The organism is Candidatus Nanohalobium constans (assembly GCF_009617975.1).
In the GTDB taxonomy this organism is placed as follows: domain Archaea; phylum Nanohalarchaeota; class Nanosalinia; order Nanosalinales; family Nanosalinaceae; genus Nanohalobium; species Nanohalobium constans.
In genome coordinates this window covers 692,027-715,835 of the sequence record NZ_CP040089.1, presented here as the reverse complement: position 1 = coordinate 715,835, position 23,809 = coordinate 692,027, and the positions used below count along the sequence as shown (strand labels likewise).

33 protein-coding genes are annotated in these 23,809 nt (G+C 43.2%); 12 read left to right on the top strand and 21 right to left on the bottom strand.

The genetic code is table 11. The annotated features are described in order from the left end of the window. Positions 1-5: 5 nt before the first annotated feature. Complete coding sequence (locus LC1Nh_RS04425) at positions 6-245, bottom strand: LSm family protein (RefSeq protein ID WP_153550500.1); 240 nt, start codon at positions 243-245, stop codon at positions 6-8. 123 nt (positions 246-368) lie between these two features. On the opposite strand from LC1Nh_RS04425, the gene LC1Nh_RS04420 reads away from it, so the two are divergent. Next, on the top strand, positions 369-743 hold the full coding sequence (locus LC1Nh_RS04420; RefSeq protein ID WP_153550499.1) for a 30S ribosomal protein S8e: 375 nt from the start codon (positions 369-371) through the stop codon (positions 741-743). 298 nt (positions 744-1,041) lie between these two features. Here the strand turns inward: LC1Nh_RS04420 and LC1Nh_RS04415 are convergent, their stop codons facing one another. Beyond that, a complete protein-coding gene (locus LC1Nh_RS04415; protein WP_153550498.1) occupies positions 1,042-2,127 on the bottom strand; it encodes an OBG GTPase family GTP-binding protein in 1,086 nt (361 codons plus the stop codon). Positions 2,128-2,212: 85 nt separating this feature from the next. After that, entirely contained in the window at positions 2,213-2,509 is a 297-nt protein-coding gene (locus LC1Nh_RS04410; RefSeq protein ID WP_153550497.1) for an OB-fold nucleic acid binding domain-containing protein, read from the bottom strand. A gap of 97 nt (positions 2,510-2,606) precedes the next feature. Between LC1Nh_RS04410 and LC1Nh_RS04405 the strand changes: the two genes are divergently transcribed. Genes LC1Nh_RS04405 through LC1Nh_RS04395 form a run of 3 tightly spaced genes read left to right on the top strand, consistent with a single transcriptional unit; the run spans position 2,607 to position 5,016 of the window. Continuing rightward, a complete protein-coding gene (locus tag LC1Nh_RS04405) occupies positions 2,607-3,488 on the top strand; it encodes a Vms1/Ankzf1 family peptidyl-tRNA hydrolase (RefSeq protein WP_153550496.1) in 882 nt (293 codons plus the stop codon). A 33-nt stretch (positions 3,489-3,521) separates the two neighbouring features. Then, positions 3,522-4,190 (top strand): endonuclease III domain-containing protein, encoded by a 669-nt coding sequence (locus tag LC1Nh_RS04400; RefSeq protein WP_153550495.1) that lies wholly within the window; start codon positions 3,522-3,524, stop codon positions 4,188-4,190. After that, the gene (locus tag LC1Nh_RS04395) at positions 4,177-5,016 is read left to right on the top strand and encodes a UbiA family prenyltransferase (protein WP_217907018.1); all 840 of its coding nucleotides are present in this window, start codon (positions 4,177-4,179) and stop codon (positions 5,014-5,016) included. The genes LC1Nh_RS04400 and LC1Nh_RS04395 overlap by 14 nt, the downstream gene beginning before the upstream one ends. A 67-nt stretch (positions 5,017-5,083) precedes the next feature. On the opposite strand, the gene LC1Nh_RS04390 is transcribed toward LC1Nh_RS04395, so the two are convergent. From LC1Nh_RS04390 to LC1Nh_RS04370, 5 genes are all read right to left on the bottom strand, one after another. Continuing rightward, on the bottom strand, positions 5,084-5,317 hold the full coding sequence (locus tag LC1Nh_RS04390; RefSeq protein WP_153550493.1) for a hypothetical protein: 234 nt from the start codon (positions 5,315-5,317) through the stop codon (positions 5,084-5,086). 79 nt (positions 5,318-5,396) lie between these two features. Beyond that, on the bottom strand, positions 5,397-5,816 hold the full coding sequence (locus LC1Nh_RS04385) for a hypothetical protein (protein WP_153550492.1): 420 nt from the start codon (positions 5,814-5,816) through the stop codon (positions 5,397-5,399). 37 nt (positions 5,817-5,853) lie between these two features. Next, complete coding sequence (locus LC1Nh_RS04380; RefSeq protein WP_153550491.1) at positions 5,854-6,252, bottom strand: translation initiation factor IF-2 subunit beta; 399 nt, start codon at positions 6,250-6,252, stop codon at positions 5,854-5,856. Between the two features lie 313 nt (positions 6,253-6,565). Further along, the gene (locus tag LC1Nh_RS04375) at positions 6,566-7,012 is read right to left on the bottom strand and encodes a hypothetical protein (RefSeq protein WP_153550490.1); all 447 of its coding nucleotides are present in this window, start codon (positions 7,010-7,012) and stop codon (positions 6,566-6,568) included. A gap of 79 nt (positions 7,013-7,091) precedes the next feature. Next, positions 7,092-7,838: an OB-fold nucleic acid binding domain-containing protein gene (locus tag LC1Nh_RS04370; protein ID WP_153550489.1), complete on the bottom strand. Its 747-nt coding sequence runs from the start codon at positions 7,836-7,838 to the stop codon at positions 7,092-7,094. A gap of 112 nt (positions 7,839-7,950) precedes the next feature. On the opposite strand from LC1Nh_RS04370, the gene LC1Nh_RS04365 reads away from it, so the two are divergent. Continuing rightward, positions 7,951-8,154: a ribbon-helix-helix domain-containing protein gene (locus LC1Nh_RS04365; RefSeq protein ID WP_217907017.1), complete on the top strand. Its 204-nt coding sequence runs from the start codon at positions 7,951-7,953 to the stop codon at positions 8,152-8,154. Further along, complete coding sequence (locus LC1Nh_RS04360) at positions 8,144-8,416, top strand: type II toxin-antitoxin system RelE family toxin (protein ID WP_153550487.1); 273 nt, start codon at positions 8,144-8,146, stop codon at positions 8,414-8,416. Before LC1Nh_RS04365 ends, LC1Nh_RS04360 begins: the two co-directional genes overlap by 11 nt. Positions 8,417-8,421: 5 nt before the next feature. Here LC1Nh_RS04360 and LC1Nh_RS04355 read toward each other — a convergent pair whose 3' ends face one another. Further along, a complete protein-coding gene (locus tag LC1Nh_RS04355) occupies positions 8,422-10,416 on the bottom strand; it encodes a minichromosome maintenance protein MCM (protein WP_153550486.1) in 1,995 nt (664 codons plus the stop codon). 53 nt (positions 10,417-10,469) lie between these two features. On the opposite strand from LC1Nh_RS04355, the gene LC1Nh_RS04350 reads away from it, so the two are divergent. Together LC1Nh_RS04350 and LC1Nh_RS04345 are read left to right on the top strand one after the other, a co-directional pair. Beyond that, on the top strand, positions 10,470-10,775 hold the full coding sequence (locus LC1Nh_RS04350; RefSeq protein WP_153550485.1) for a 4a-hydroxytetrahydrobiopterin dehydratase: 306 nt from the start codon (positions 10,470-10,472) through the stop codon (positions 10,773-10,775). Then, a complete protein-coding gene (locus tag LC1Nh_RS04345; protein WP_153550484.1) occupies positions 10,766-11,236 on the top strand; it encodes an NUDIX hydrolase in 471 nt (156 codons plus the stop codon). The genes LC1Nh_RS04350 and LC1Nh_RS04345 overlap by 10 nt, the downstream gene beginning before the upstream one ends. Here LC1Nh_RS04345 and LC1Nh_RS04340 read toward each other — a convergent pair. From LC1Nh_RS04340 to LC1Nh_RS04320, 5 genes are all read right to left on the bottom strand, one after another. Then, the gene (locus tag LC1Nh_RS04340) at positions 11,222-11,614 is read right to left on the bottom strand and encodes a hypothetical protein (RefSeq protein ID WP_153550483.1); all 393 of its coding nucleotides are present in this window, start codon (positions 11,612-11,614) and stop codon (positions 11,222-11,224) included. The genes LC1Nh_RS04345 and LC1Nh_RS04340 overlap by 15 nt on opposite strands. A gap of 33 nt (positions 11,615-11,647) precedes the next feature. Next, entirely contained in the window at positions 11,648-12,196 is a 549-nt protein-coding gene (locus tag LC1Nh_RS04335) for a TATA-box-binding protein (RefSeq protein WP_153550482.1), read from the bottom strand. Positions 12,197-12,336: 140 nt separating this feature from the next. Next, positions 12,337-12,654, bottom strand: a complete 318-nt coding sequence (locus LC1Nh_RS04330) for an Rpp14/Pop5 family protein (RefSeq protein WP_153550481.1) — start codon at positions 12,652-12,654, stop codon at positions 12,337-12,339. After that, positions 12,654-13,259: an RNase P subunit p30 family protein gene (locus LC1Nh_RS04325; protein ID WP_153550480.1), complete on the bottom strand. Its 606-nt coding sequence runs from the start codon at positions 13,257-13,259 to the stop codon at positions 12,654-12,656. The genes LC1Nh_RS04330 and LC1Nh_RS04325 overlap by 1 nt, the downstream gene beginning before the upstream one ends. 94 nt (positions 13,260-13,353) lie before the next feature. Continuing rightward, positions 13,354-13,929, bottom strand: coding sequence for a 50S ribosomal protein L15e (locus LC1Nh_RS04320; RefSeq protein WP_153550479.1), 576 nt, complete (start codon positions 13,927-13,929; stop codon positions 13,354-13,356). Between the two features lie 149 nt (positions 13,930-14,078). Between LC1Nh_RS04320 and LC1Nh_RS04315 the strand changes: the two genes are divergently transcribed. Continuing rightward, complete coding sequence (locus tag LC1Nh_RS04315; RefSeq protein WP_153550478.1) at positions 14,079-14,576, top strand: hypothetical protein; 498 nt, start codon at positions 14,079-14,081, stop codon at positions 14,574-14,576. Positions 14,577-14,597: 21 nt separating this feature from the next. On the opposite strand, the gene LC1Nh_RS04310 is transcribed toward LC1Nh_RS04315, so the two are convergent. After that, on the bottom strand, positions 14,598-16,271 hold the full coding sequence (locus LC1Nh_RS04310; RefSeq protein ID WP_217907016.1) for an ATP-dependent DNA ligase: 1,674 nt from the start codon (positions 16,269-16,271) through the stop codon (positions 14,598-14,600). 55 nt (positions 16,272-16,326) lie between these two features. On the opposite strand from LC1Nh_RS04310, the gene LC1Nh_RS04305 reads away from it, so the two are divergent. Next, complete coding sequence (locus LC1Nh_RS04305; RefSeq protein WP_153550476.1) at positions 16,327-16,968, top strand: nitroreductase family protein; 642 nt, start codon at positions 16,327-16,329, stop codon at positions 16,966-16,968. Between the two features lie 116 nt (positions 16,969-17,084). After that, the gene (locus LC1Nh_RS04300; protein ID WP_153550475.1) at positions 17,085-17,966 is read left to right on the top strand and encodes a TrmB family transcriptional regulator; all 882 of its coding nucleotides are present in this window, start codon (positions 17,085-17,087) and stop codon (positions 17,964-17,966) included. A gap of 44 nt (positions 17,967-18,010) precedes the next feature. Here the strand turns inward: LC1Nh_RS04300 and sppA are convergent, their stop codons facing one another. Further along, positions 18,011-18,862 carry a signal peptide peptidase SppA gene (gene sppA, locus LC1Nh_RS04295; protein ID WP_153550474.1) on the bottom strand — a complete coding sequence of 284 codons (852 nt, stop codon included), beginning with the start codon at positions 18,860-18,862 and terminating at the stop codon, positions 18,011-18,013. Positions 18,863-18,917: 55 nt separating this feature from the next. On the opposite strand from sppA, the gene LC1Nh_RS04290 reads away from it, so the two are divergent. Continuing rightward, entirely contained in the window at positions 18,918-20,501 is a 1,584-nt protein-coding gene (locus LC1Nh_RS04290; protein ID WP_153550473.1) for a tRNA uridine(34) 5-carboxymethylaminomethyl modification radical SAM/GNAT enzyme Elp3, read from the top strand. Here LC1Nh_RS04290 and LC1Nh_RS04285 read toward each other — a convergent pair. The 5 genes from LC1Nh_RS04285 to eif5A form a co-directional block, all read right to left on the bottom strand. Beyond that, a complete protein-coding gene (locus tag LC1Nh_RS04285; RefSeq protein ID WP_153550472.1) occupies positions 20,485-20,874 on the bottom strand; it encodes a DUF6884 domain-containing protein in 390 nt (129 codons plus the stop codon). The two genes, LC1Nh_RS04290 and LC1Nh_RS04285, sit on opposite strands and share 17 nt — an antisense overlap. 111 nt (positions 20,875-20,985) lie before the next feature. Next, positions 20,986-21,267, bottom strand: coding sequence for a hypothetical protein (locus tag LC1Nh_RS04280; RefSeq protein WP_153550471.1), 282 nt, complete (start codon positions 21,265-21,267; stop codon positions 20,986-20,988). 154 nt (positions 21,268-21,421) lie between these two features. Continuing rightward, positions 21,422-22,000 (bottom strand): adenylate kinase, encoded by a 579-nt coding sequence (locus LC1Nh_RS04275; protein WP_153550470.1) that lies wholly within the window; start codon positions 21,998-22,000, stop codon positions 21,422-21,424. Further along, positions 21,997-23,343 (bottom strand): CCA tRNA nucleotidyltransferase, encoded by a 1,347-nt coding sequence (gene cca / locus LC1Nh_RS04270; protein WP_153550469.1) that lies wholly within the window; start codon positions 23,341-23,343, stop codon positions 21,997-21,999. The genes LC1Nh_RS04275 and cca overlap by 4 nt, the downstream gene beginning before the upstream one ends. Before the next feature lie 62 nt (positions 23,344-23,405). Continuing rightward, a complete protein-coding gene (eif5A, locus tag LC1Nh_RS04265) occupies positions 23,406-23,789 on the bottom strand; it encodes a translation initiation factor IF-5A (RefSeq protein WP_153550468.1) in 384 nt (127 codons plus the stop codon). Positions 23,790-23,809 lie beyond the last annotated feature (20 nt).

Below are 23,809 nucleotides of genomic sequence, written 5' to 3'. Positions count from 1 at the left end.
TTCACCTATTCTGGGCTGACGAACAGTACATTGTCTCCACGGACGAATAGTTGACCGTAGTCTGTCTGTCCATCTTCGCCTGTTACTCTAGCGTCTTCCAACCAGATGTTCAAGTGTTTGTCAAAGGCCTGAAGCTCTCCTGAAACCTGTTTTTCTTCATCTCCGTATCCTTTCAAAGTTACTAGTACTCTTCCGTCTTTTGCTTCGTTTAGTACATCGAATGGCCTTCTATTTTGATCTCCCATACAGTTTATACACCTGTAACCGTGGATTCCGCGTCAACTTTAATAAACCCTTTCAGATTCAGGGATATCCCTGATTGGTTCTGCGTGTTTTTATAAGATTTCACAGGTTCTCTATAATATATTATGGCAGTTTGGCAAGATAATTCGACCACAAAGAAGACGGGAGGTAAAACCCGCAAATACCGGAAGCACAAGAAACACCAGAAAGGCGGAGAGTTCTCCGAGCCACAGACAGGAGAAACCACTACAATCAAGAAACGGACAAGAGGAGGAAACCAGAAGACAGTAGCAAAAAGCTCCGACACTGCGAATGTAGCAGCTGACGGCGAAGTAGTAGAAGCGGAAATTGAATCAGTCGAAGAGAACCCGGCAAACAAAAACTTCGTAAGAAGAAGTCTGCTGACAAAAGGAACAGTTATCCAGACAAGCGAAGGAAAGGCAGAAGTAACTTCACGCCCAGGACAGGACGGCGTAGTCAACGCCAAACTAATCGAGTAAACCTCTTTTTACTCTTTACTTACCTTCACATTTTCCTGAGTTATTCTGTTTTGAAGTTAAAGAGAATAGAGAAAAAATTAGGTTGTGTTTCTTATCTTCTGGTTACTAGCTCCTTTAAATTGGAGGAGATCCTCATGAAAAGGCTCTTCTCCTGGAAGTCAACCGGTATATGCTGACCGGTTTCATCCACAAAATCGGATGCCATCAAATACGAATAACCTTTGAAACCTTTAAATACTCTTTGATTTAAAACGCTTAGAATGTTTAAAACAGTTTTTAGAGGTTTCTAAGCTCTCCTTTATATGTGCCGCAGATTTAGTTCAAGAATATCTTCGTCCATCAGTTCATGTTCTACACCGACTTTCTGCTCAGGGAATTTGGAGCTCTCGCCTGTCACCTTCGCCTTTTTGAAACGGTCCTTCATATCGCCTGGCAGTATCTCCAATGCGTCCTCGACTGCGTCGCCCTCTGTAAGGATTAAAGGCTCATCCTTGTCAGGATCCTCGCCTTTCTCCTTCATGTAGACGCGGATTAAGCCTAGACCTTTGAAAATTTCGTCTTTCAAATTTTCCAGGTTTTTCTGTTTTTCGGCAGAGATCAGTAAATCATACTTATCCTCATACTCCTTCCTTGTCTCGGAGTCCAGCATATCAGCTTTGTTAACTACAGTTATTGCCGGAACATATTTTCTGTTCCTCATCAGTCCGTCGACGAAACGGTCTAGGTCTAGTTCTTCTCTTATTATTACTTCGGCATTTGTGTAGCCTCTCTGCTGCATCATCTGCTTGATAGTCTCTTCTTGGATATCCAGATCGACTGTGGTGGAAATATTTATTCCTCCACGTCCTTTCTTCTCAACTTTCATATCTGGTGGATGCTTGTTTATCCGGATTCCGGCGTTGTACAGCTCGGACTTAATCTCGTCTTCCCTCATCTCTTCAGGATCAAGCATAATTACAACAAACTCAGCGTTCCTCACAACTGAAAGAACCTGTGTTCCGCCACCTCTTCCATCTGCAGCACCGCCTATAAGCCCTGGAACATCTAAGACCTGAATATTTGCTCCCTTGTGCTTTAGCATTCCTGGATTGACATCTAGTGTTGTGAACTCGTATGCTCCGGTGTCTGAGTCAGCATTAGTCATATTGTTGAGAAGCGTGCTCTTTCCTACTGATGGGAATCCTACGAGTGCGACTGTTGCATCTCCTTTCTTCTTGACTGCGTAGCCTGAGGTGTCGCCGGTTCCTTTCTGCTTTTTCTGTTTTTCCTCCTTCAACTCAGCGATTTGACCTTTCAAACGGCCTCTTTCTGTCTCCGTTGCCTTGTTCACAGGAGTCTTCTCAAGTTTCTCTTCCAGTTCCTGGATGCGGTCGTCGATACCCATCTCTAAGTAGAAAGGACTTCTGGAGTTTTAAATTAGAAAGGAAAAACTAGTAGAGAAAAGTAGTTTTTTTGGGAAAAGATGAGTTTTATTCGACTTGTTCGATGTCTCCGTCTCTCCCGATGTTGAGTTGGATGTCGTCTGCCCATTCTCGGACATATGCTCCGGTGATGTGGACTTCTGCTCCTTCTTCGATTGCGTCGATTTCTTCCTCCCATAGTGTCAGGTCGATAGTTCCTGTCTCGTCCTCGAATACTACGGTTGTGATCCGTTTCTGTCCGTACCGTGTTGATACGGCTCGAGGTGTTGGAAGTTCTTTAATTGTTCCTTCGATTTCAACATCATCTGCTTCTGGATTAAGTTCCTCAACTGTCATTTCAGCCATTATTTACCACTACAAGAACTGTTAACCCGATGAGTCTTAAAAAGTCTTCCCATGCTTCAACACAACCGTCAAAAACCCTCCTAACCCAGAGAAATACATGAAACTGCCCTGGAACCAGAAACAAGAAATAGAAGAACTACAGCAAGAGAAGAAGGAACTTCAAGAGAAAATAGAAGCACTGGAAGAAGACAAGGAAAGCTTCAAGGAAAGGTTCCGAGCAGAGAAAGAACGCCGCTCCAAACTCTCAACACAGAAACAGGAGGCAGAAGAAAAAATAAACAAGCTGGAGCAGAAGATCCAGAACCAAGGCACAAGCAGAGACGATTCTACGGATATGGAGGGTCAAGAGATAGAGAAAATCTCTTTTAAACAGGGAAAAAGAATTTTGAATAAATTGAGGTCTATCGAGTCTCCTGAAAATGATCTCTTAACTATTTACTCTCCTCAAACAGTTCGGAGATTAAGTGATCAACAGGGTCTCAAGTCGTCTATTTCCAAAGAGAACTTTGAGTTTCTGTCTGATGATAAAGGCTTCGCTGCTTTCATGGATGAAGACTTTCTACAGGTTAAATTCAAGATGCGAGCGTTCTTCAAGCCTAAATGGGTGGTTTCAGATAGCTTTGATGCTTCAAAGATTTTTTCATTTGTCGAGAAGAAGAAAAAGTGGGCTGCAGTCTCAGCAGGCGAAACAACAATATTTGAAGAGAAGGATGGTGAGATATTAGTTAGAGAGGAAGTTTCTTCGCGTGTTGACAGCAAACAGAAGAAAGGCGGTTTCTCACAGGGTCGTTTTGAGAGAAAGCGTCAGGAACAGATAGATGAGCACCTTGAACTAGTGGAAGAGAAGATTGATGAGGATACTCTCCTGGTTGGTGAGAAATCCCTATGCAAGAAGCTTCCGGGCGATTTCCTTGGCGGTTTTGACGGCGATAGAGGTTCTGTAGACGCACTTTACAACTTCCGCTTGGTTCTAAAATAGATTTTAAAACAGTCGTCCGGAGACTAATTTTTTATGGTAGAATCTGATGAGGAGAAAATCCGAAGGATAAATCAGGAACTTAAGGAGTACTATGGAGAGCCAGAACAGCCGACAGAGATGAGTGGTATCGACTACCTGGTCGAAACAATCCTATCCCAAAACACAAATGACATTAACAGGGATAAAGCCTTTCAGAACCTGAAAGAGAAATACGGCGACAACTGGAAAACAGTAGAAAACGCAGATTATGAAGAGTTGACTGATACTATCAGAATTGCAGGGCTAGGTCCTACTAAGGCAGAAAGAATACAGAAAGCACTGGAAATCATAAGAGAGGATCAAGGAGAATACAGCATCGACTTTATAGAGGACATGAGCATAGAAGAAGGCAAGAAATGGTTGACAGAAATCCCGGGTATTGGTCCTAAAACTGCAGCAATAATCCTCTGCTTTCACTTCGACAAACCGGTTATGCCAGTTGACACACATGTCCACAGAGTCTCCAAAAGACTAGGAATTATACCAGAAACTGCTTCTAGGACCAAAGCACACGACATACTCGAAGAAAAAGTCCCTGATGACATAAAATACGAATTCCACCGATTACTGATCGACCATGGCAGAGAACACTGCAAAGCACAAAACCCAACATGTGAAGAGGGACCACTGGGTGAGGAATGTGCGCCGATTGGAGAAAAGTGAGCTCCTCCTTTATATTAAGACATTTATTGGTTTATGCCGCCCTATAGGGATACCGATAGGTATAATTACTATGCTGGCAGCCATAGTATCTGCCAATGGTTTTTCCCTCTCGATTCTTCCCATTGCAACGCTTGTAACATTGGTTTCTTTTTATGTTGGTTTTGCCCCAAACGACTACTTTGATTCAGAGACAGATGAAAATAATCCTAGAAAAGGCGGGATACAGGGAGAGGTCGTTGACCAAAGAAAAGAGATGATAGCAAAGTGGGTAACAATATTTTCTATAATATCTGCCTTCATTCTATCACTTATTCTTCCTAGGACTGCAAGTATAGCATTAATAATCCTGACAATACTCAGTTTGATGTATTCAGCGCCTCCAATAAGATTAAAAGGAAGACCTTTTCTTGATTCCTTCGTAAACTTCTTGATGGCCTATGCAACATTTGCCATAGGTGTTGGATTAACTGGAGCTTCTTTCAGCGATATAATTCCAGGAGCTATGTGGTTCTCACTTATCTATGGAGGAGGAGGTCATGCGCTAGCCGCAGTAATGGATTATCAACCTGATAAAAGAGCTGATATAACAACCATAGCAGTTGAATCAGGTAAGAAAATACCTATCGCACTATTTCAACTATCTATTCTGCTTGCACTTGCATTAGAGGCGTGGAGTCAGGAAACAAAAATTTTCCTACTACTGACATTTCACGGTCTAACATTAGCAGCTCTTAAACCACAGAGAGAACATATTGAGAGACTCGTGTATATAGGAACGGCAATTATGATGATATATGGAACAATATGGATCTACCTAAGAATCTAATTTCCCAATAAATATGAACAAAAATAAAGAGAGAAAAATGAATAAGCGGCTAGAAAACTCGAACTAATTATTCCAGTTCGTCTTCTAGGTCTTCTGGGATGCCGCCTTCGCCATCTGCTTGCTGTTGCTGCATCTCTTCGACAATGCTCTGTGCTTCTTCGTTTACTTCTTCCTGGTCGATAACGTCTTTTTCATCGAGTACAGAGAGAAGTGCGTGCACAGTAAGTTCTACATTACCGAGTTTTTGCTGCATCATCTGCATAGCTTGCTGAGCGTCCATCTGCTGTGGTTGATCTGCCATAAATAAATTTACACCTCAAATAGAGAAGTCCAAACAACTAGCTCGAACCTCCTAAAATCAACATATACCTCCAACCTTTTTAAACCAGCGAACTTTTTACGGTTCTCCAAGAACATTCAACTTCCTGTTCTGCTTTCCTCACAGCGTCCAGATAATTTCTCTCGGCCGCTAAAAGCTCATTTCTAGCATCTACTCTTCTCTGCACCTCATCTTTATCTACTGATTGAGCCTCTTTCGCTAAAACCTGCGGATCTTTCCCCAGTAATTCATCATCGTATTCTTCAGAATCATCTTGCCACTCATCTATAGTTTCATAGGCTCTAACAGCTACTCTATTGAATTCGGTTGCCTTTCTGAACTGTTCCTCGCCGTCATACATCTCAACAGCGGTTTCCAGCTTAGAAGCATACTCGCTGAGAACCTCTGCTAATGCTTCCAAATTCTCAACTCCAGCATCAAAAACTCTGCCTCTTCTAGGATCCTCAACAGGATAATCCATATGTAACTACTTCAAAGAAACAAATAAAAGAATTATGTTATAGAGAAGTCCGGGCACCACAAGCCTGACATTTCATAATCTCAACGCCCTTCTCCTTCTTAATCTCTGTATCAGGACGCCCGCACTCAGGACAATACACATACTCATCAACATAATTCTCCAGACGCCCCTGAACATTACCACGGCGGAACTCTCCATTAAGAACCAGTTCATCGCCTTCAATATGTCCAGCAGTACCAAGCTCATTCTGAATAAAGTTGGACAGAACCTTCTCCTCCCTGCCCAGCTTCTCAGCAATACCGGAGAAATCCTCAATAATCGTCCGGGAACCATCCTTCCTCGTCTTCAACTCAGGGACTTCAAATCTCTCTTCCTTCTCCAAGTCATCAGGAGTTTCCTCCTTACCTTTTTCGAGTAATTCATCGTAGTTGTTCATAGTTCTCTTACTGTGGGTGATCTTCTTAAGTTGGATGCTCTTATATAGAAGAGTATAAAGAGGATCTCTATCAACTACTCATAATTAGTTGTTTATTTTATCTTTTAGTTTTCTTAGTGCCATGCGATTTGCTCTAAAGTTGGCAGAGTTAGTTTGCAATTTTTTGTCATTCATCTTTCTAGTGTTATAATCTTTGGATAGCAGAAAACCCAAATTGTGAGTTGCTCCCATCACGACTACTGCACTCCCTTTATGGTTATTAAGTTTCTTGTCTATGTATGATTTATAGGATACATCTCTCTTGAATGTATGATCAGCCAGTAATTTGATCATCTTGTCTGGTTCTGAAGTTTCTCCTTTTTTCTGTAGTTCCTTTATCTTCTCTCCTTATTTCTCCTCCATAGGCTGGCGATGGATATATCTTATCAATTTTATTCCTGTAATTATATGATTCAGATAGTAAGCAGTGTAGGCTAGGGGATAAATGGACAGTTTCTCCTTTGTATTTTAAGGAATTTTTATCTAATCTGGCTTCACCTTTAAGCAGTTGTTGTAATAAGTATTCCCATCTGTCTCTATGTTTGATTTGGTATGAAATGGACTCAGGGAATACTTTGATGTTTTTCCCTTTCTCTAAAGATCTAACTATTGATTTTTTGTATTCAGGGGTGGCTTGACTGTGAGTATTGTCATTTACATAGTATATTTTAGTATCTCCTGAAGAACTGAAATAATCCTCAACTTTGTCCAATACAGGCATGATAGTTAATTTCTATGCAAACCTAATTAGGTTTTTTGTCGGCGTGATAATCTTCTATCTAGCTATATTGCCAATTAAGTCATAGTTTCTTTATTTTGCCGGGTTGTGGTTCGTAGCAGGTTCCGTCGCTGAGTAGGTTGTTGATTGTTTCTTCTAGTTGGTCTTCTGGTTCGTCTATTTCGTTGATTATGTCTGCGTAGTCTGCGCCGTCGCCTTCGTCGAGGTTTTCTACTGCTTGGAGTACTTCTCTTTCGAGGTTTTCTCTGTCTTCTTCTGTTTCTGCTTGTGTGAATGTTTCTCCGAAGCTTTGTAGTAGTGCGTCGACTTCGTTTTCGTTTAGTTTGCCGGCCATTTCTTTGTTGATTTCTTCTTGGTCTTTACCGCTTTCTTTGAGTTGTTTGACGGTTTCGTGTATTGTGCTCCATTCTTCCTGTGTTTTTTTGTAGCGGAGTTGGTGGAGTAGTTCTGCTTCGGGATTGGTGTGGGTCAGGATTTCTCCGTCTAGGTAGATCTGGCCCTGGTACTCTCTTACTTTGCCGACTACTTCGATGATGTCTCCTTCTTCGAATCCTTCCATTAGTTCGAGTTCGTTGAAGAACTTGACTTGTGTAGTATCGTTTCCGTCGTCTAAAGTAATGCTGCCGTATGTTTCGTCGTCGTTGATGAATCGGTCTACCACAGTTGCGACGATCCGTGCACGAGACAGTCTCTTTCCTTCCGGAGTCAGTAGGAAGTTTGGTTCGAAGCCTTCTCTCTGAAAGTATTTTCCGGTGTTCAACTCGTGTGTGTTGGTGATCTTTGCGACCTGTCTCTTCTGCTGTGGCATGTTTGTTACTTTGTCAAAAAGACTTTAGTACATGACCTGTGTCAGGGTCTTAGCTTGCCGCTCCCCACTATTCGAGCAAAGTTTTATAAAGTTTTACTTAGTATACTTGTCTATGAGTTCGGTTGTCAGTTTCAAAGCTCCGGAAGACATGATTGAGGAATTAGATGAATCTGTGGAGGAAGGAAATTTTACCTCCAGGGGGGAACTTCTAAGGAGTCTGGTCCGGAATATGGAGAACAAGAAACTTTCTGAGAAAGCCAAGGAAGATATTGAAGAAGCTAGAGATCAAGAAGGTCAGCCTATAGATGAGCTATAAAGTAACCCGGACAAAACGATTCGACGAAAGGCTCACCGAACTAGAGAAACAAACTCAGGATAGAATCATTTCTAAACTGAAAGAATTCCAGAAACAAATCAAAGACTATGGTCTAGATCCGAAGCAGCATAACAGCACCAAATTCATAGCAGAAAAATCTACCTGGAGACTCAAAATAGGAGATTACAGAGCATTCTTCGACATACTAGAAAACGAAATAAAGTTTACAACAGTACTTCCAAGAGACAAAGCATACAGATAAAACTTCTAGATCTTCTGAATATGTCCTTGCTGGGGCTCGAATAGTTCTCCTTCTCGCTTCAACTTTTCAATAATTTCCTCAGCTTTGTCCTCCTCAATTCCATCTTCCTGAGCATGCTCAAGTACTTCCTCGATCTCAGCTGAGTCATCGTCCCCGGCCAGTGTATCGATCAACTGTTTGATGGTTTGCAGCCGGTTTCTCTGGCTGTTGGATACACCGGATTCGATGATGTCGATGTCGAAGTCGCCTGTCTCTGGATCCATTCCAACCTGCTTCAAACAGTAAGTCAATAGATCAATCGCTTTCTCGGCGTCGGAGACATCAACTTCTTCCTTTAGTTGTGCTCTTGCGGCTGCCTCGGAGATCCTGATCAGTGCTTCAAGCTGTCGAGCGGTTATCGGTACACTTCCTTCGTCTCCCTTGGAACGCATATTTACATAGAACTCCTGAATCTTCTGACTGGCTTCCTCAGTCAGCTGTGGTCGTACATTTTTCTTGGCGTACGCGATGTATTTTCTCAGCTCCTCCTGCTGGATTTCCGCATCCGTGTCCTCTGGATCTATGTGGTTCTGCAGAATCGTCCCTGCCAATTCCTTGTCTTTCTCCTCATCCGGCTCATCCAGAACAGGGAATATCATGTCGAAACGGGAAAGAAGTGTGTCGCCGATGTTAATCTGTTCGGGGATCGGTTCGTAGGGATCGAAACGCCCAAACTTAGGGTTACCAGCAGCCAAAATACTTGTCTCAGCATTCAAGGTAGCCTGGATATTAGCCTTGGAAACCGAAATCTGCTGCTGTTCCATCGCCTCGTGGAGGCTAGAACGGTCTTCTGCTGCCATTTTGTCTATTTCGTCTATGGCGGCCATTCCTTTGTTAGCCAGGACTACTGCACCGGCTTCAAGGCTGAACTCTCCTGTAGATTCTTCTTTAACGACAGATGCTGTGAGTCCTGCGCCTGTGGAGGATTTACCTACTACATAGCGTCCTTTTGGTGCTAGTTCTCCTGTGAATTTAAGCATCTGGGATTTACCGGTTCCTGGTTCTCCGATTAGTAGTAGGTGGAGGTCTCCACGGCTTTTGACTCCATCTTCTCTTGTTTTCTTGACTCCTCCGAATATTTGTAGTGCTATGGCCTCTTTGATTCGGTCATGGCCGAAGATCGATGGTGCAATAGAGTTTACTATTCTTTCGTATATGTTGCCTTCTTCTGCCATGGCTCTGATCTCTTCCGCTTCGTCTCCGGATAGTTCGAACTCTTCAAACTCTTGCTGTGTGGGTTCGACATGGTTGGCTTCCATGTAGATGTCGAATTTCTTGGAGTTCTTTTTCAATGGTCTTTCACGCATTATACCGGTTACTTCGACGACATTACCTGGTACAATTTTCTTCTGGAAGTCAGGATCAACCAAGTCGCCCTCTAATCTTACTGAAAGTGATGAGGGCTGCTCAGATCCTTCCCTTGACTCCGGATCTTCTTCCAGTGTCACCATCTGTGTATCTGTCATGTTTTTCTCGATAGCATCAAACTTTTTGCTGCCACAGTCACACTTGTAAGGTGACTTCAGCTCAGAGGAGTCCTGTTCTTTTTCGTATCTGTCACCACAGGCTGTACATTCAAATATTGCGGATACTACTTCCGGTTTGACTTGTGAGGCTCTTTTTATCATGCCTTCTACTGGTATGAATTTGCCTATGTGTTCTGATCTCAGGTTCTTGAGTAGTACCTGGTCTTCTTCAGGCATGTTGACGAATCGGACTGAGAAATCTTCGCCAGTCACTTGTTCGTGGCTTTGAACACCTTCTTCTGCAGCATCCACTCCAGAAACCGGGTTTTCACGGAGATAGTCAGTAAGTTCAAAGCTGAACATGTCAAGTTTCTCAAACTCTACTACGACGCTGTCTCTCCCGTCTTTAGCGGCTTCTACGACTTCCTGGAAGTATCTCTCTGAGAAGAATTCCTCGAACTCGGTCACTGCCTCCCCGTAATCCATAATCACCATTGCGCTGACAAATGATAAAAATAATGAAAACTCTCCGCATCCCAACCGTAAATATGGCAAACGCGGAAACACTTTCAGACGACGATATAACGGAAAAACTAGAGGAAACGCAGATATGGAGCCGCAGCGACAACAAACTGGTGACCCGAGTAGAGTTTGACAACTACAAAGACTCGGTATTCTTCGCCAACACAGTATTCACGCTGGCAGAAGCCCATTTCCATCATCCAGAAGTCACTGTAGAGTACGGGGCAGTAGAAATTGACTTATGGAGTCATGAAGAGGACGGTATTACAGAGGCTGATTTTGCACTAGCTGAAGAGATAGAACAGAGATTGGGCGAGATAAAATGGAGTTAAGAGTTCCTGAAGGAGCTAGAAGAGACTTCGTAGCAGGATGTCTGGTCGTGGAAGACGGGAAACTTCTCCTGCTTGATCACAGCAAATACGGCGTCTGGCTGCCGCCTGGAGGACATGTAGAGGAAAGAGAGACTCCTGATGAAGCAGCTAAGCGAGAAACAATGGAGGAAACAGGACTTGAAGTTGAACTACAGCATTCTTCCGGCGTTGTTGAAGAGGAGTTTATCGATATTCCGCGGCCTTTCAATGCAAATCTGCATAAGGTTGAAGACGGCCATTGGCACTGTGACTACCTCTACCTGGCCAGAATCAAAAATGAGGAAGAAGCTACTCATGACCATGAACACGATGGAGTGAAATGGTTCAGCAAAGAAGAACTAAGTGATGAAAGTTATGATATTCCTGAGTATGTTCGTGAAGCAGGTAAGCAGGCTATTCAGAGTTCTTCAGAAATTAAATAATTCTTCTGGATTTTCTTGGTAGCGGTCGTCTTGATTGAGTTCTTTTTCTAATTCTCTTGCTGATTCCTTGCCGTCTGCTAGGTATCGCTCATCTAGCTCAGAAAGCGTTCTGTAAACTGCTGTAGCTGTTACTGCAGCTGACGCAGCTACTTCTGGATCATAGTCCTGGTCTCCAAGTACAAATGAATAACCTGATTCTAGGATTGTTCCCTGAATTAGTCCGCCTACGACTGTTTGAGTTTCTAGAGAAAGATCTTCAGTATCTATTCTATCAGATTTATCTTGGAAATAAAATGAGATTCCTCCGTTTATACCTATGGCTGCTCCGGCAATTATGTTATGGTTATCTATGCTCCAGTCGACTAAATCTTCAACCATACTTCTAAGAAAGATATGAAAGAAAAAATTGTTTTAAAGAGCGCCTATTTCTTTCAAGTTCTCTTCGAGTGTGGCGATTCCTTCTTCTACATCTTCGTAGGTTCTGCCTCCTGTGCAGACTAGGTTTCCACTGCTGAAGAGTAGGAATACTACTTGTGGTTCGTCGAGTCTGTATACTAGTCCTGGGAACTGTTCTGGTTCGTATTCTGTTCCGACTAGTTCGAATGCGATCCTGTTCAGGTTCAGGTTTGCGCCTAGTTCGCTGGAAGCTACGATGTTTTGTACTGTTACTTCTGGTTTGTTGCCTATTTCTACATCTGCTTCCTTCAGTTCTTCGATGATCTTGTGTGTTGCTTCTTTGGCTTGTTCTGGGCTTTTGGTTCCTGTGCAGACTACTTTTCCTGATCCGAAGAGTAGTGCGGCTGCTTTTGGTTCTTTCAGCCGGTATACTAGTCCTGGGAATTGTTCTGGTTCGTATTCTGTGTTTTCGAGGTAGATTGCAATCCTGTCCAGAGGAAGTCTCTGGTCGAATTCTGCGGATGCAACTACATTCTGAATGTCGATGTCGTCGTCTTCAACCATTTTTCTTGATTCACCTTGTGTTTAGAGTTTTTTCCACGAGAGCGAAAATATTCGGGAAAAAGCTGGCCTCGTTTAAAAACTATATATACGGTTTATAAAGGAAACCTTTTAAATATGGTTTAAGTTAAGTTGGTCTAAGTTCAAAGGGATTTTAGTGTTCCAGAAGCCTTCTCTACACTAAGAAATGTATCGTCATCGAATCCGGTGTTAAGTGTTAAAGCAGCCCTAAAGTCATCTTCCATTTCTCTATTAATCTTGACAACTCCTTCCTGTTTCTCTTCATCAAACTTGTTTCCAATAATCCACAAATCGCATTTACTAGCTCCTTGAGTACCCATGTACTTCGTGGCGGAATCCCAAACGGCATCCACGACTTCGCCAATCTCTTTATATTCGCCTCTAACTTTGAACTTGAGATAGCGCTGATTTTCTTGAATGGCTGGAGGAATACGCTTCACTAATCAACCACCTCATGTCCAGCGTAATCAGAACTCTTTCTTCTGGCTTCCAGGTTTTTCTCTAATATTTTCCCGGGCACTTCTGAAACTGCCTTTCTGCCATCGTATCCCAAAGAGCTAATAACTGCTGCCATGTCTCTAGGAGCCCTCAACTGATGTGAACTCTCGGCTTCTGTCGTAAGAATATATGGCGCATTATATTTTTCACAAAGCTTCAGGTTTCTTCTCCAATCTCCAAGTACCTGACTCTGCCTCTTGGAATCTCCTGGAACTTCTCTAAGCGAAAAACAGACTGCGACATCATTCTCAGCAGACTTCTCTGCGTCCACATGATTCATGCCGGAATCCTTCCTCCCTTTACCAGGATGAAGTACTACATCCATCTTTGGTGTGGAGAATGCTTTCCGGTTTAATTCGTGGTTTCCGCCCTGGAAAGCGAGTATATCATAATTTTCCCTATTCTCGTTAATCTTCTGCTTGAGTTCGCCCCAATCATTCGCTTCAAGTATCTTGACTGAAGCACTGATGCTTCCATTGCTCCATCCTAATTCTTCGGCCTCTTCCTCTAGTCCTGGATTTATGAAAAAGTCGTGGAACTGGGGCATAGAAGTTACTGGAATCTAAAATGATTTAAGAAATCCTGCCTGAGAAAATGGGGTGTACAATAGAAATTGATAGGATAGAGGGGAAAGTAAAAAGTTATTTGGTCTTGCCGTCGTTAGCTGCCTGTGAAGGCCTTACTTTTTCCGCGCCTTTGCCTTTGTTGCTTAGTCCTCTGCTTTCTTTGGCTGCTGGTGTCTGACCGTTCTCTGCACGGTTTCTTTTGTCGCAGATCCAGTTGATGTCTTCGTCGTTTTCGATTTCTGGGTGGTCTGGGTCTACCATGATGACTTCGAACCATTTTCGGTTTCCGTCTTCTGCTGCCCAGTAACTGTTCAGTACTTCTAGGTTCTCGTATTTTGAGGAAGCTCTCTGTTCTGCTATTACTTGTTTTGACTTTTTTGAGCTGTACCGGCTTTGTCCTGTATTTGAAGGTGCTCTTCCTGCGTCAGGTCGATGTCTCTTGGTTCCTCCTTTGTCGACCTGGACACGGATTACGTTGAAGCCTTGTTTTGCTTTGTAGCCGAGCTGTCTTGCCTTTGGAATTCTGGTAGGGTTTTCCTGTTTGACCATTTTTGGTTCTCTTCTCCAGTCCTGGAGTCTTTCGCTGTATATTTCTTCCAAGTTCTCCTTGGGCTGTTCGTAGTGTTCCTTTGCATATTTGTAGAAACTCATAGTTTTGCTCAGCTCGTATCCAAACATTTTCCGGAAAATATTATAAATGGTAAACAGAGGTAGCCGTTTCGTTAACTGGTCTGATTGAATCAATCCTACTCGTTCTCAATTAATATAAGAGTTTTTTGTTATTGTGTAGTTGTGATACAATGAGTCCGGTACTGAAAATTTTCGTAGGAGCACTAATGATGGTGCTAGGAATCTTTACATCAATAGAATTCTCAAACCAGCTTCTGAATCTTGTGTTAGGAGGTATTGGTCCGCTGCTGATACTTGTCGGAGCGTTCATCGTCTGGCTTGAAAGCGATGAATGGAAGGTACAGCGACAGGAAAAACAGGAGAAACAACAGAAATCCACTCAGTTCAACGGTCAGCAAACACTTCAGGAACAAGAGACTACGCAAGAAACACAGAAAGACGTGGAAAGAGAGACAAGAGAAGCAGCAAAAGAAATCAAACAAGCAGTCTCATCCAGCACAAGCAATGGATCAAGAGCAGAAGAACTAGTAACAAGCAGCACAGTACAAGAAGTCAAAGAAGCTGTCCAAAACAGAGAAGATATCACAGCAAAAGAAGTCCTAGAAGCAGAGAAAAACAACCAGAACAGGAAAACACTAGTCAACTACCTAGAAAGAAGACTAGACTAACCTAAATTTCTCTCCTTTCTTTTACTTCTGATCCTCATACAAACTTTCAATTTTCTCCTTGGAGTCTGCTTCTTCTTTATCGTCTCTGAAACTCTTTAGTCTTGGGAAGCGCAGTGCGTATCCTGAGTTGTAGGTTGGGCTTTGCTGTATTTCTTCGTATTCTACTTCTACTATTATGTCTGGTTGGACCCAGACTTTTCGACCATCTTCCTTTTCTATTAACGGCTTCAGCCTCTCTGTTATCTCTTCTAGCTGTTCTTCTGTCAGTCCTGTGGCCATTTTTCCGACCTGTTCGTATTCTCCTGTTTCCTTGTTGTAGCATCCGAGGAATAGTCTGCCTAGCCATCCGGCTCTCTCACCTTCACTCCATTTGGCTGCCACGATCGCCAGGTCCAGTGTCTCCATTACTGGCTTCAGCTTGACCATGTATCCGACCCGGTTTCCGGGCTTGTATTCTGCATCCAGCTTCTTCATCATAATGCCTTCATGTCCTTCGGACAGAGATTTTTGCTGCATTTCCTGAACCTTCTCCTCTTCATCGGTGACTTCTCTGTCGACTAGTCTGAGTTCTCGCTCCTCTTCATCGACTATTCTGTCCAGTTTCTCAAGCCTCTCGCTGTACTCTTCCTCAAGGATCGGCTCGTTAAGGTATATCAGGTCGAAAGGTCTGACCTCTACAGGGATCTCGTTCACCTGCTTCTGAATATCATACTTTCTCTTAATCCTCTTGGACAGCTTCTGGAACTCTATCATAGATCCATCTTCGGGATTAAAACCGACTATCTCCGTGTCTAGAATACAGTTTTCAGCATCTATATGTTCCTCAACTTTTTCTACTACATCTGGGAACTGTTCAGTGACATCTTCAAGTCTTCGAGTAAATATTTTGACTTCTCTATCCTTGATATGGATCTGAGCCCTCATCCCATCATATTTATAATCGATAACGGCTGGTTTACCTACTGAATCGAATCCTTCTTCTATTGTATCTACTTTCTTGGCTAGCATCGAGTTGACAGGTCTGAAAAGCTCTAACTTCAGTTCTTCCACCTCTTCTATTCCTTTTGTACATGCCTGGGCCACTTCTGTGAAATCATTGGTGAAGTCGTATGCTCTCTGAATCTTATCCTTGTTTTCTCCCTCGAAGAATGCCTCTGCCAGTGCATCTCTGATTGTTCCTTCTCCAATCCCTATTCTTAGGTGGCTTAGTACGGTTCTTGTTATGTATCGTGCTTCAAGCGGTTCTGATGAGCTGATTAAATCTGCAATTTCTTTTTTCTTCTTGTCTTGGCTTACGGATTGGCTGGACCCTTCTTTACTCATCTCTGCGACTTTCCGCAGTCTTTGAATCACTTTCTCCACTGTCAGTGTTGTGCTCATGAGTTTCTGCTGTTTTTTGTTTTTGGCTAGTTCTTCTGCTGCTAGTCCGAGGTCTCCTTCGTCTCTCCAGAGTTCTTCGACTTCTTTCTCTGTGTATCCTGTTGCTTCTGCTATGATGTCCTGCATCATGCTGCTGGAGAGTCCTATCTCCACTTCGTTCCATTCTGGGTAGATTCGTCCTCTTGCCAGGAGTACCAGGTATTCTAGATCTTCGCCTCCTTCCTTGAATAGTTCTGCTAGAATATCTGTTTTCTCGAGTGTCTTCTGAGTGGATTCCAGTTCCTGGTATTTTTCAGCTAGCTCCGAGTACTTCACAGGAAAAACTTCGTAGCCTGAAAGTTTAAACGCTACCGCTGAGTAAAGTTTGTTTATGTCAAGTTTCGAAAATATCAGATCGCTTTCCTCTTTCCGGCATCCAAGAGATGAGGTGATTCCTCGGGACGTGGTTGGAAAGATTTTGGAGGCTGGACGGAATACTCCTTCTCCGGGGAATGTGCAGTCTTTGGAGTTTATTGCTGTTGAGGATGACCATAGTTTGGAGAATCTGGGGCAGATGCTTGGTGATCACAGGGTTGCGGAGGCCCCTATCAGTGTCATTGTTCTGGCTGATGAGGAGAGGATGAATCGGAAGTTGGGCAGTAATGTCCGTGAATTCTGCTTCTCTGAAGGTGCGACGGCAGTCCAAAATATGCGGTTAGTGGCCGAGGAAGAGGGATTGAGTTCGATCTGGAAGAGCGGTTTCGATGAGCACAGTGTCGCTCAGAACTTCAAGGTGCCGGATGGGAAAATCCCTGTTTCGGTCGTCAGCTTTGCCTTTACGGATAATCCTGTTGAGAATGAGCCTCCGTTCGGCATGAATGAGGTTGTCTATTATGATGAATATGGTCATCAGATCGGCAGTTTCTTTGATGGCATGGAGTGGAGGGGATTAGATGAGGAAACGCGGATTTTCCAGAAAAGGGCTGAAGGGTTTTTTACCCGGTTGAAACGCCGGGTTGACAAGGTTTTATAAATATTCGAGTTCTATTGTTTACTGTTGAATGATAAAATCGTGAGGCCTTTCTTGGAGCCGGAAATAAAGTTTATAACTACCGGTTAGTAAAGGCTTTACAAGGTGTTTCCCACAAAATGGTAGCAAGCAAAGAGACTTTAGACAAGCTCGAGGACATCGGACTGAACATGTACGAGAGGAAGATTTATTCTGCACTTTTAGGCAGAAGTGTCTCCACAGCTGGAGAACTCTCCGAGATGACCAATGTCCCGCGTTCACGAGCATACGATGTACTAGAATCCCTGGCCGAAAAAGGCCTGGTTGTCATAAAATCCTCAAGCCCTATGGAATATGTCTCAATCCCGCCAGAACAGGCAATTGAGAACATCAAACAACAACATAAACAAGAGCTTGAAGACAAACTTGACGATCTTGAAAACTTCAAAGATTCTGAAGCAGTAGACGAACTAGAAAGTCTCTACGACCAAGGAGTAGAGCTTGTTGACCCTGCAGAAATGAGTGGGTCGCTGAAAGGGGAACACCAGATCAATCAGCACATGGGAACCATGATGAAGGATGCTGAGGAAAGTATCAAAGTCATGACTTCGGAAAAAGGATTGAACGACTTGATGGAGAATCATTCCGATCTTCTACAGGAAGCTAAAGACCAAGGAATTAATGTACAGGTACTGGCTCCAGTCACGGACCAGAACCAGTCTTCCTACGAAAAGATGAAAGACTTCGCTGAGGTAAGACACCTTGGCGGTATGGAGGAAAAACTTGAAGGACTTGACGCTCCGGAAGGAGAGTTTACGATCATCGACAACGACGCACTCACAATGTCAATGACTCATGATGATGTTCACTCTACACAGGATACAGCATTCTGGAGTCAAAGCGATCACATGGCAGAATCAGTACTTGATCCAATGTTCAATGTACTCTGGCATCACAGCTCAAATCCGGAAGAAGGTCCGGAGAAACCAGGAAAAACTCCTGGAGACAGTCCAGCAGAATAAAAACTTTGCTAAACTGTCTTCCCTTTTTCAATTTTACTTCTATTCTAAAATATTGAAGCTTTCAATGGAGAACTGCTTTTAAACAGGTCTCCAAGACTCAGCTCCGAACTGAACAATGATAGTAGGGAGAAGCTCGTTTCACTCTTAACTTCAAAAGTGGTCATGTTTTTTCCTGTAAGGTTTTCAGCAGCGGTTACTGCTGTATCACGACCTCCTAACTCATCGACAAGTTCCAGTTCCTCTGCTTTCTCACCTAGGAATGGCTGTGAGGTTGAAACTTCTTCAGTTGAGTTTTGTGACAGGTTTCTCTCAGATTCTACCTGTTTAACGAAGTTCTCGTGCAATGTGTCAACCTGGCTCTGCAAGACCCTCCGTTCTTCGTCGGAAATATTTTTGTACGGGCTGGCTACTCCTTTTAGACCTCCTTTAGAAATGTTCACATACTCGACTCCTAGTTTGTCCAGAAGCCCTGAGTATTCTAGGTAAGAGCTCCTGACTCCGATGCTCCCGGTAAGTGACGCAGAGTCCGCGACAACTTTATCGCAGCCTAGGCTGATCATGTATCCTCCTGAAGCTGCGACATCCCTCATCCGACAAACTGTTGGAACTTCCACATCCTCAATATCACGGTAAACTTCTTTTGAGGCAACTATTGCACCGCCTCCAGAGTTGATCTCGTAGATTACTGCGTCAGCACCTTGATTAACCGCTTGATCATTTAATTCTCTGACATTACTTGGTGTTATCCCTGAGGTAGAGAATGCTCCGCCGCTAGAAGAAGATATCGTACCTGAAAGATCTATCAAAGCAGCTTTTCCACTGTTTTGTCCAAAGCTAAATCCTGAGGCTCCCGCTGATAAAAGCAGCAATACCGATGCTAAAACTAGTTTCTTCATAAATATTACTTGGTTCGGGCTCCGTTTTTAACTCTCACCTTACACTTCAACACACATGTCTGACCTGAAAACCCTGTCCCGAAAAGTCATAGAAAAGATAGAGGAAGAAAACATAGAAGACAAGCAGGAAGTAGAAAAGTTGAAGAAGAACTTCTGTAGCGAACTAGGCTTTAACGGAATGCCAAAAAACAGTGATATACTTAAATTTGCTGAAGAAGACGAAAAACAAGCCAAGAAGACTTTGAAAACCAAACCGATGCGAACAATCTCCGGCATCGCCAACATAGCTATCATGGCAAGACCGGCACCCTGTGGCGGAGGCTGCATTTACTGTCCTAAAGGAAAGGATGCGCCACAGAGCTATACAGGTAAAGAACCAGCGACTAGGAGAGCGATCAGAAACGAGTACGACCCCTACGACCAGGTCCACGACAGGCTTGGACAGTACGAGAAAAATGGTCATAGCATCGACAAATCCAAGCTAATAATCATGGGAGGAACCTTCCCATTCCAGGATCCAGAATACCAGAAAGAGTTTCTGAAGGAAGCATTCAATGGCTTCAATACTTACAGGGAGAATAATGAAAAAGTAGATACTTTAGATGAAGCTAAGAAGATTAATGAAACAGCTGAGATCAGAAATGTCGGCGTAACATTTGAGACTCGTCCGGATATTTGTGAGACAGAGCATATTGACAGGATACTGGAGCTGGGAGGAACCCGGACGGAGATGGGAGTCCAGACAGTCTTCGATGAGACTCATGAAATCACTAACCGTGGACACGGCATGGATAAAGTCATCGAGGCTACAAAGCGCCTGAAAAACGCTGGTTTCAAGGTAGCATACCACTTGATGCTGGGGCTTCCTGGAGAAGGCTATGAGGAAGATATTGAGAAGTTCAGGAAGACTTTCTCTGACTCTGATCTTCAGCCTGACGAAGTGAAAATCTATCCTTGTGAAGTGATTCAGGGAACAGAGCTCTACCGTCAGTATGAGGAAGGAGACTTTGACCCGATAGATGACGAAGAAGCAAAGGAAAGGTTGAAGAAGGCGCAGAAAGATATTATTCCTCCGCATGTACGAGTCAAAAGAGTGATGCGTGATATTCCAAGTACAGAGGTCGATGCTGGTCCACAGTTGACTAATATGCGGCAGATGGCTCTACAGGAACTTCATGAAGAAGGAGAGAGGTGCAGCTGCATTAGATGTAGGGAAGTAGGGCATGTCAAGAGGACTCATGATCTAGAACCGCATGAAGAGAATATTGAATTGATTGAAAGAGACTATGAAGCATCTGGAGGACATGAGTACTTCCAGAGCTTTGAAGATACTGAAGCAGATATTATCCTAGGATTTACTCGTCTCCGAGCACCGTCTGAATCATTCAGGGAAGAAATCAACGATGATACATTAATAGTCAGACAACTAAAGGTAATGGGGTCAGCAACCGATATAGGTTCAGAAGGAGATGTCCAGCACAAAGGCTACGGAACGAGGTTGATGGAAAGTGCAGAAGAGAAAGCCAGAGAACTTGGAAGGGATAAGGTAGTTGTTATCTCAGCCGTAGGAACCAGAGAGTACTACAGGAAGTTTGGTTATGAGAAGGAAGGTCCTTACATGGTCAAGTATCTTGACTGATTATTCTCTTTTCAAAATCTGTTTCCTCGACTTTACAGGATTCTTTGATTAATTCGAAGTAGGGTTTTCTCTTTCCTTCAACTTTCTTAGTGTGGTAGATTACTTTTTCCGGTTTCTTCATTTTCAGGAATTTTTTGACTTCTGGCAGCAGTCTTTCAATATCTTCTTTCCTAAGAAGCTTGTCGTACTCTGGTATAGGTTTTTCAGATGGTATGAGACCATATTTGCCAGATAGGATTGCGAAGTCTTTCTCTTTTCTATCTGCGAGTTCCTTTACTTCTCTTATCCTGCTGGAGTCGTATCTTTCTATTGCAGGTATTTCTCCTTTCCCTGTTTTCTTGTCTTTAGAGCAGTAGGTAATATGCAGTCTCATGTTCATGTGTACTAGATTTGGATGGTAAAATAAAGAGAGAAAGGGTAAAAAAGTGTGAAGTGTTTTGAGAGCCCCCTCCCCAAGGAGCTGTGCTTGCTGATGAATTGGTCTTTAGTTGGAGTGTGTTGCTTTGAGGGTTTGCCATTGCTCGGAGAACTCGTCTTTCATGTGCTCCAAAGCAATCTTTTCCTCTTCGCTTAGTTCGTTATTTTCTACTATCTCTCTGTAAAGCTTGTATGGGTGGGTAGGAACATCATCATTCATGTTTTTTTGGAATCGCTTCTCGAATTTCTCTCTATGTTTTTCTACTTTGTCTTCAAGAACTCCTTCCTCTTCCCATTCATCAGCGAGCTTCTCCTTCTTGCTCTTTCCGAGGTCCCAGAGGCTCGCCATAATTCAAAAACTGGTATAAACCTTTATTAACATAACGCAACGCTCAGCGCCGTTTAGACAACTCAAAGCAGAATTGTTGTCATCAATAAGAGACAAAGAACTGTGGTGAACGGTTAAAATTGCTAAAGATAAGAAAAAGATTTAAGATGTTTATTCAGCCTTGAAGGGTCTCAACAAGCTCTTCTGCAGCTTTCTCTGCTTGACCGTCTTTGTTCTCGATTATCTGGAAGTAGGCGCCTGTCAGGATTGATACTGCTGATGCCATCTGTTTTGCTGTTTCTCTATACTCTGTGATGCCTTCGATACCGGCTTTTTCCGTGTCTCTGTCTCTGTCTGCTTCCTGGCTTCTCTGGTAAATTGCTTCAGAACTTGCGTCCAGCATTATGATCTTGGAAGGATCCAGTCCTTCAGCAACCCACTTCGGTAGTCCGGGGATGTAACCATAAGGTGATTTGATCGCTGCATGTGTCTCTACAATAATATTCTGGTCTTCTGCGTCCTCTGCAATTGATTCAGCAGCATCAGCTTGAATCTCTTTGTAAGTATCAGTATCGATGTTCTTCATTTCGTCTCTGTGATCTGCAAGTCCTTGCTCTTTGGCGGTTTCAAACATTCTGTCTCCATAGTTTACGACTTTGTAGTCTTCATCTGCGAGCATCATTGCTTCTTCTAGTACTGTTCCTTTTCCTACGCCTGAAAGACCTACAACAATGTTAACACTGTATTCGCTCATACACGCAACTTCTCAGCCAAGTAATTTAACCATTCCTCCTCTCCGGAAAGAGGATCCACAAAACTCAACTCATCCATACAATCAGCCAAATGATCCGGGACACCGGACTCCTTCAACTCCTGGGAGTCCTGATTGAAGAAATCCTTCAAAAACTCTCGAGCACTAGTATACTCGCGCTCAGTCTTCGCAACCAAACGATCATCCTGAACAAAAGTATTATCGTACTTCTGAGTGAACTGCCGTAGATGCTTAGCATTGTGGAAAACCTGAGGGCCTTTCAACTCCTCAACTTTAGGTAGTTCTTCATCTAGCTCAAAGAAGAGTCTTAGTTTTCCGTTCCATGAATGAAACCCTTGTTCATAGATTCTGAAGTCGTTTTTCTCCAGTTTCTGGGTCAGCAGACTCATCAATTTTCTCATCTGTGGGTAGACAAGGTCGTCAACTTCTTTAGGGCGTTCAAAATCTACAACGATAAAGTCGCCACGACCCTCAACCTCCTTCTTCAGTTCGAACTCTGTATACTCGTACTCATCTTCTTCAAAGAAATCTAGACCAGGATCCTCACTGAACTCCCAGCAGAGATGTACAAACCGGGCATAGTTCTCCTCACTGAGAACCGAGGCAACATTCCTCTCTGGATCCACAGGATCAATCAAAATCAGAGAGTCCTCAGAGAACTTGTTTTCCAACTCCTCAGGTAACTCTTCATGATGTCCCTCAGGATCGAACATCTTTTCTCGCTCCCAGTTCTGAGCTGACTCAACTACCTCCCGAAAACCGCCGTATTCAATTATCAAGTTTTCACATAGATAACCGGAGAAGCCCTCAACTTTCAGAGAAGATCCATATAATCCGTTAGATTTCAGAAACTTCTTCAGGATTACAGCATCCTTCCTCAGTTCGTCGTCAATATTTTCCCTGACCCATCTGGAATGATGGGGGCTTCTATCTACTGCAGAACGGATATTCTCTGGTTCAACATCGAAACAGGGAACAATCTCGACTTCATGCTCGTTAATCTCACCTTTTGTGTATGGATGCTCGGCGTAGTCAACTTCGAATTCTCCATTAAATTCCTTGAAAACTTTCTTACCTACTGTCAAGCCTTTCTCTTCTAACTCCCGCCTATCAGTATTTTTTGGGAAGAGAACGAACACATCGATATCCTTGTCGCCAGTCATACAGGTACCTCGACCAGAAGAGCCAGCAAAATGAGTCTCCAAACCGAATTCCTCTAGAATAAAATTGGAAATATTCTGGTACAGTTCTTCTGCTTCTTCAAGTTCTTTACTTTCAGGATATACTTCCTCAAGTATTTTTTCACGAAGTCTTTTCCAGTTCATATATGTTTGAGTTAAGGTTGAGAACCGTATAAAAACAAGGGATAGGAAAATGTAGGAAGAGATTATTTGTTGAGACCTTTGACGAGTTTTCTGTCGTCGATGACCCAGTATTCTATTTCGTCTCCTTCTCCTGCTGTGAGGTCGTCTGGGAGTTCCATTTCGTCTGTTTCGTATGTGTCCATGTCCATGACTTGTGCGATGTTTCCGTCGCGTGAGACGACTTGTCCGATTTTTTTGTCGACATCGGGGCTCATCATCATTGTGTCGCCGGGCTTTGTGATGTGTCGGTCTTTGTCGTCGAATACGCCTCTTGCTTTGATCTTGGCTTTAGCACTTCCGTGCTTACCTGGAGAAGACATTGAAATACTTCTAACTTCGCATGGTTCTCCGTCGATCATTAGGTATGTTCCTTCTGATGCGTCGCTTGCTTCCATCTGTGTTGGCATTTAGAAATCAACTCTGTTAG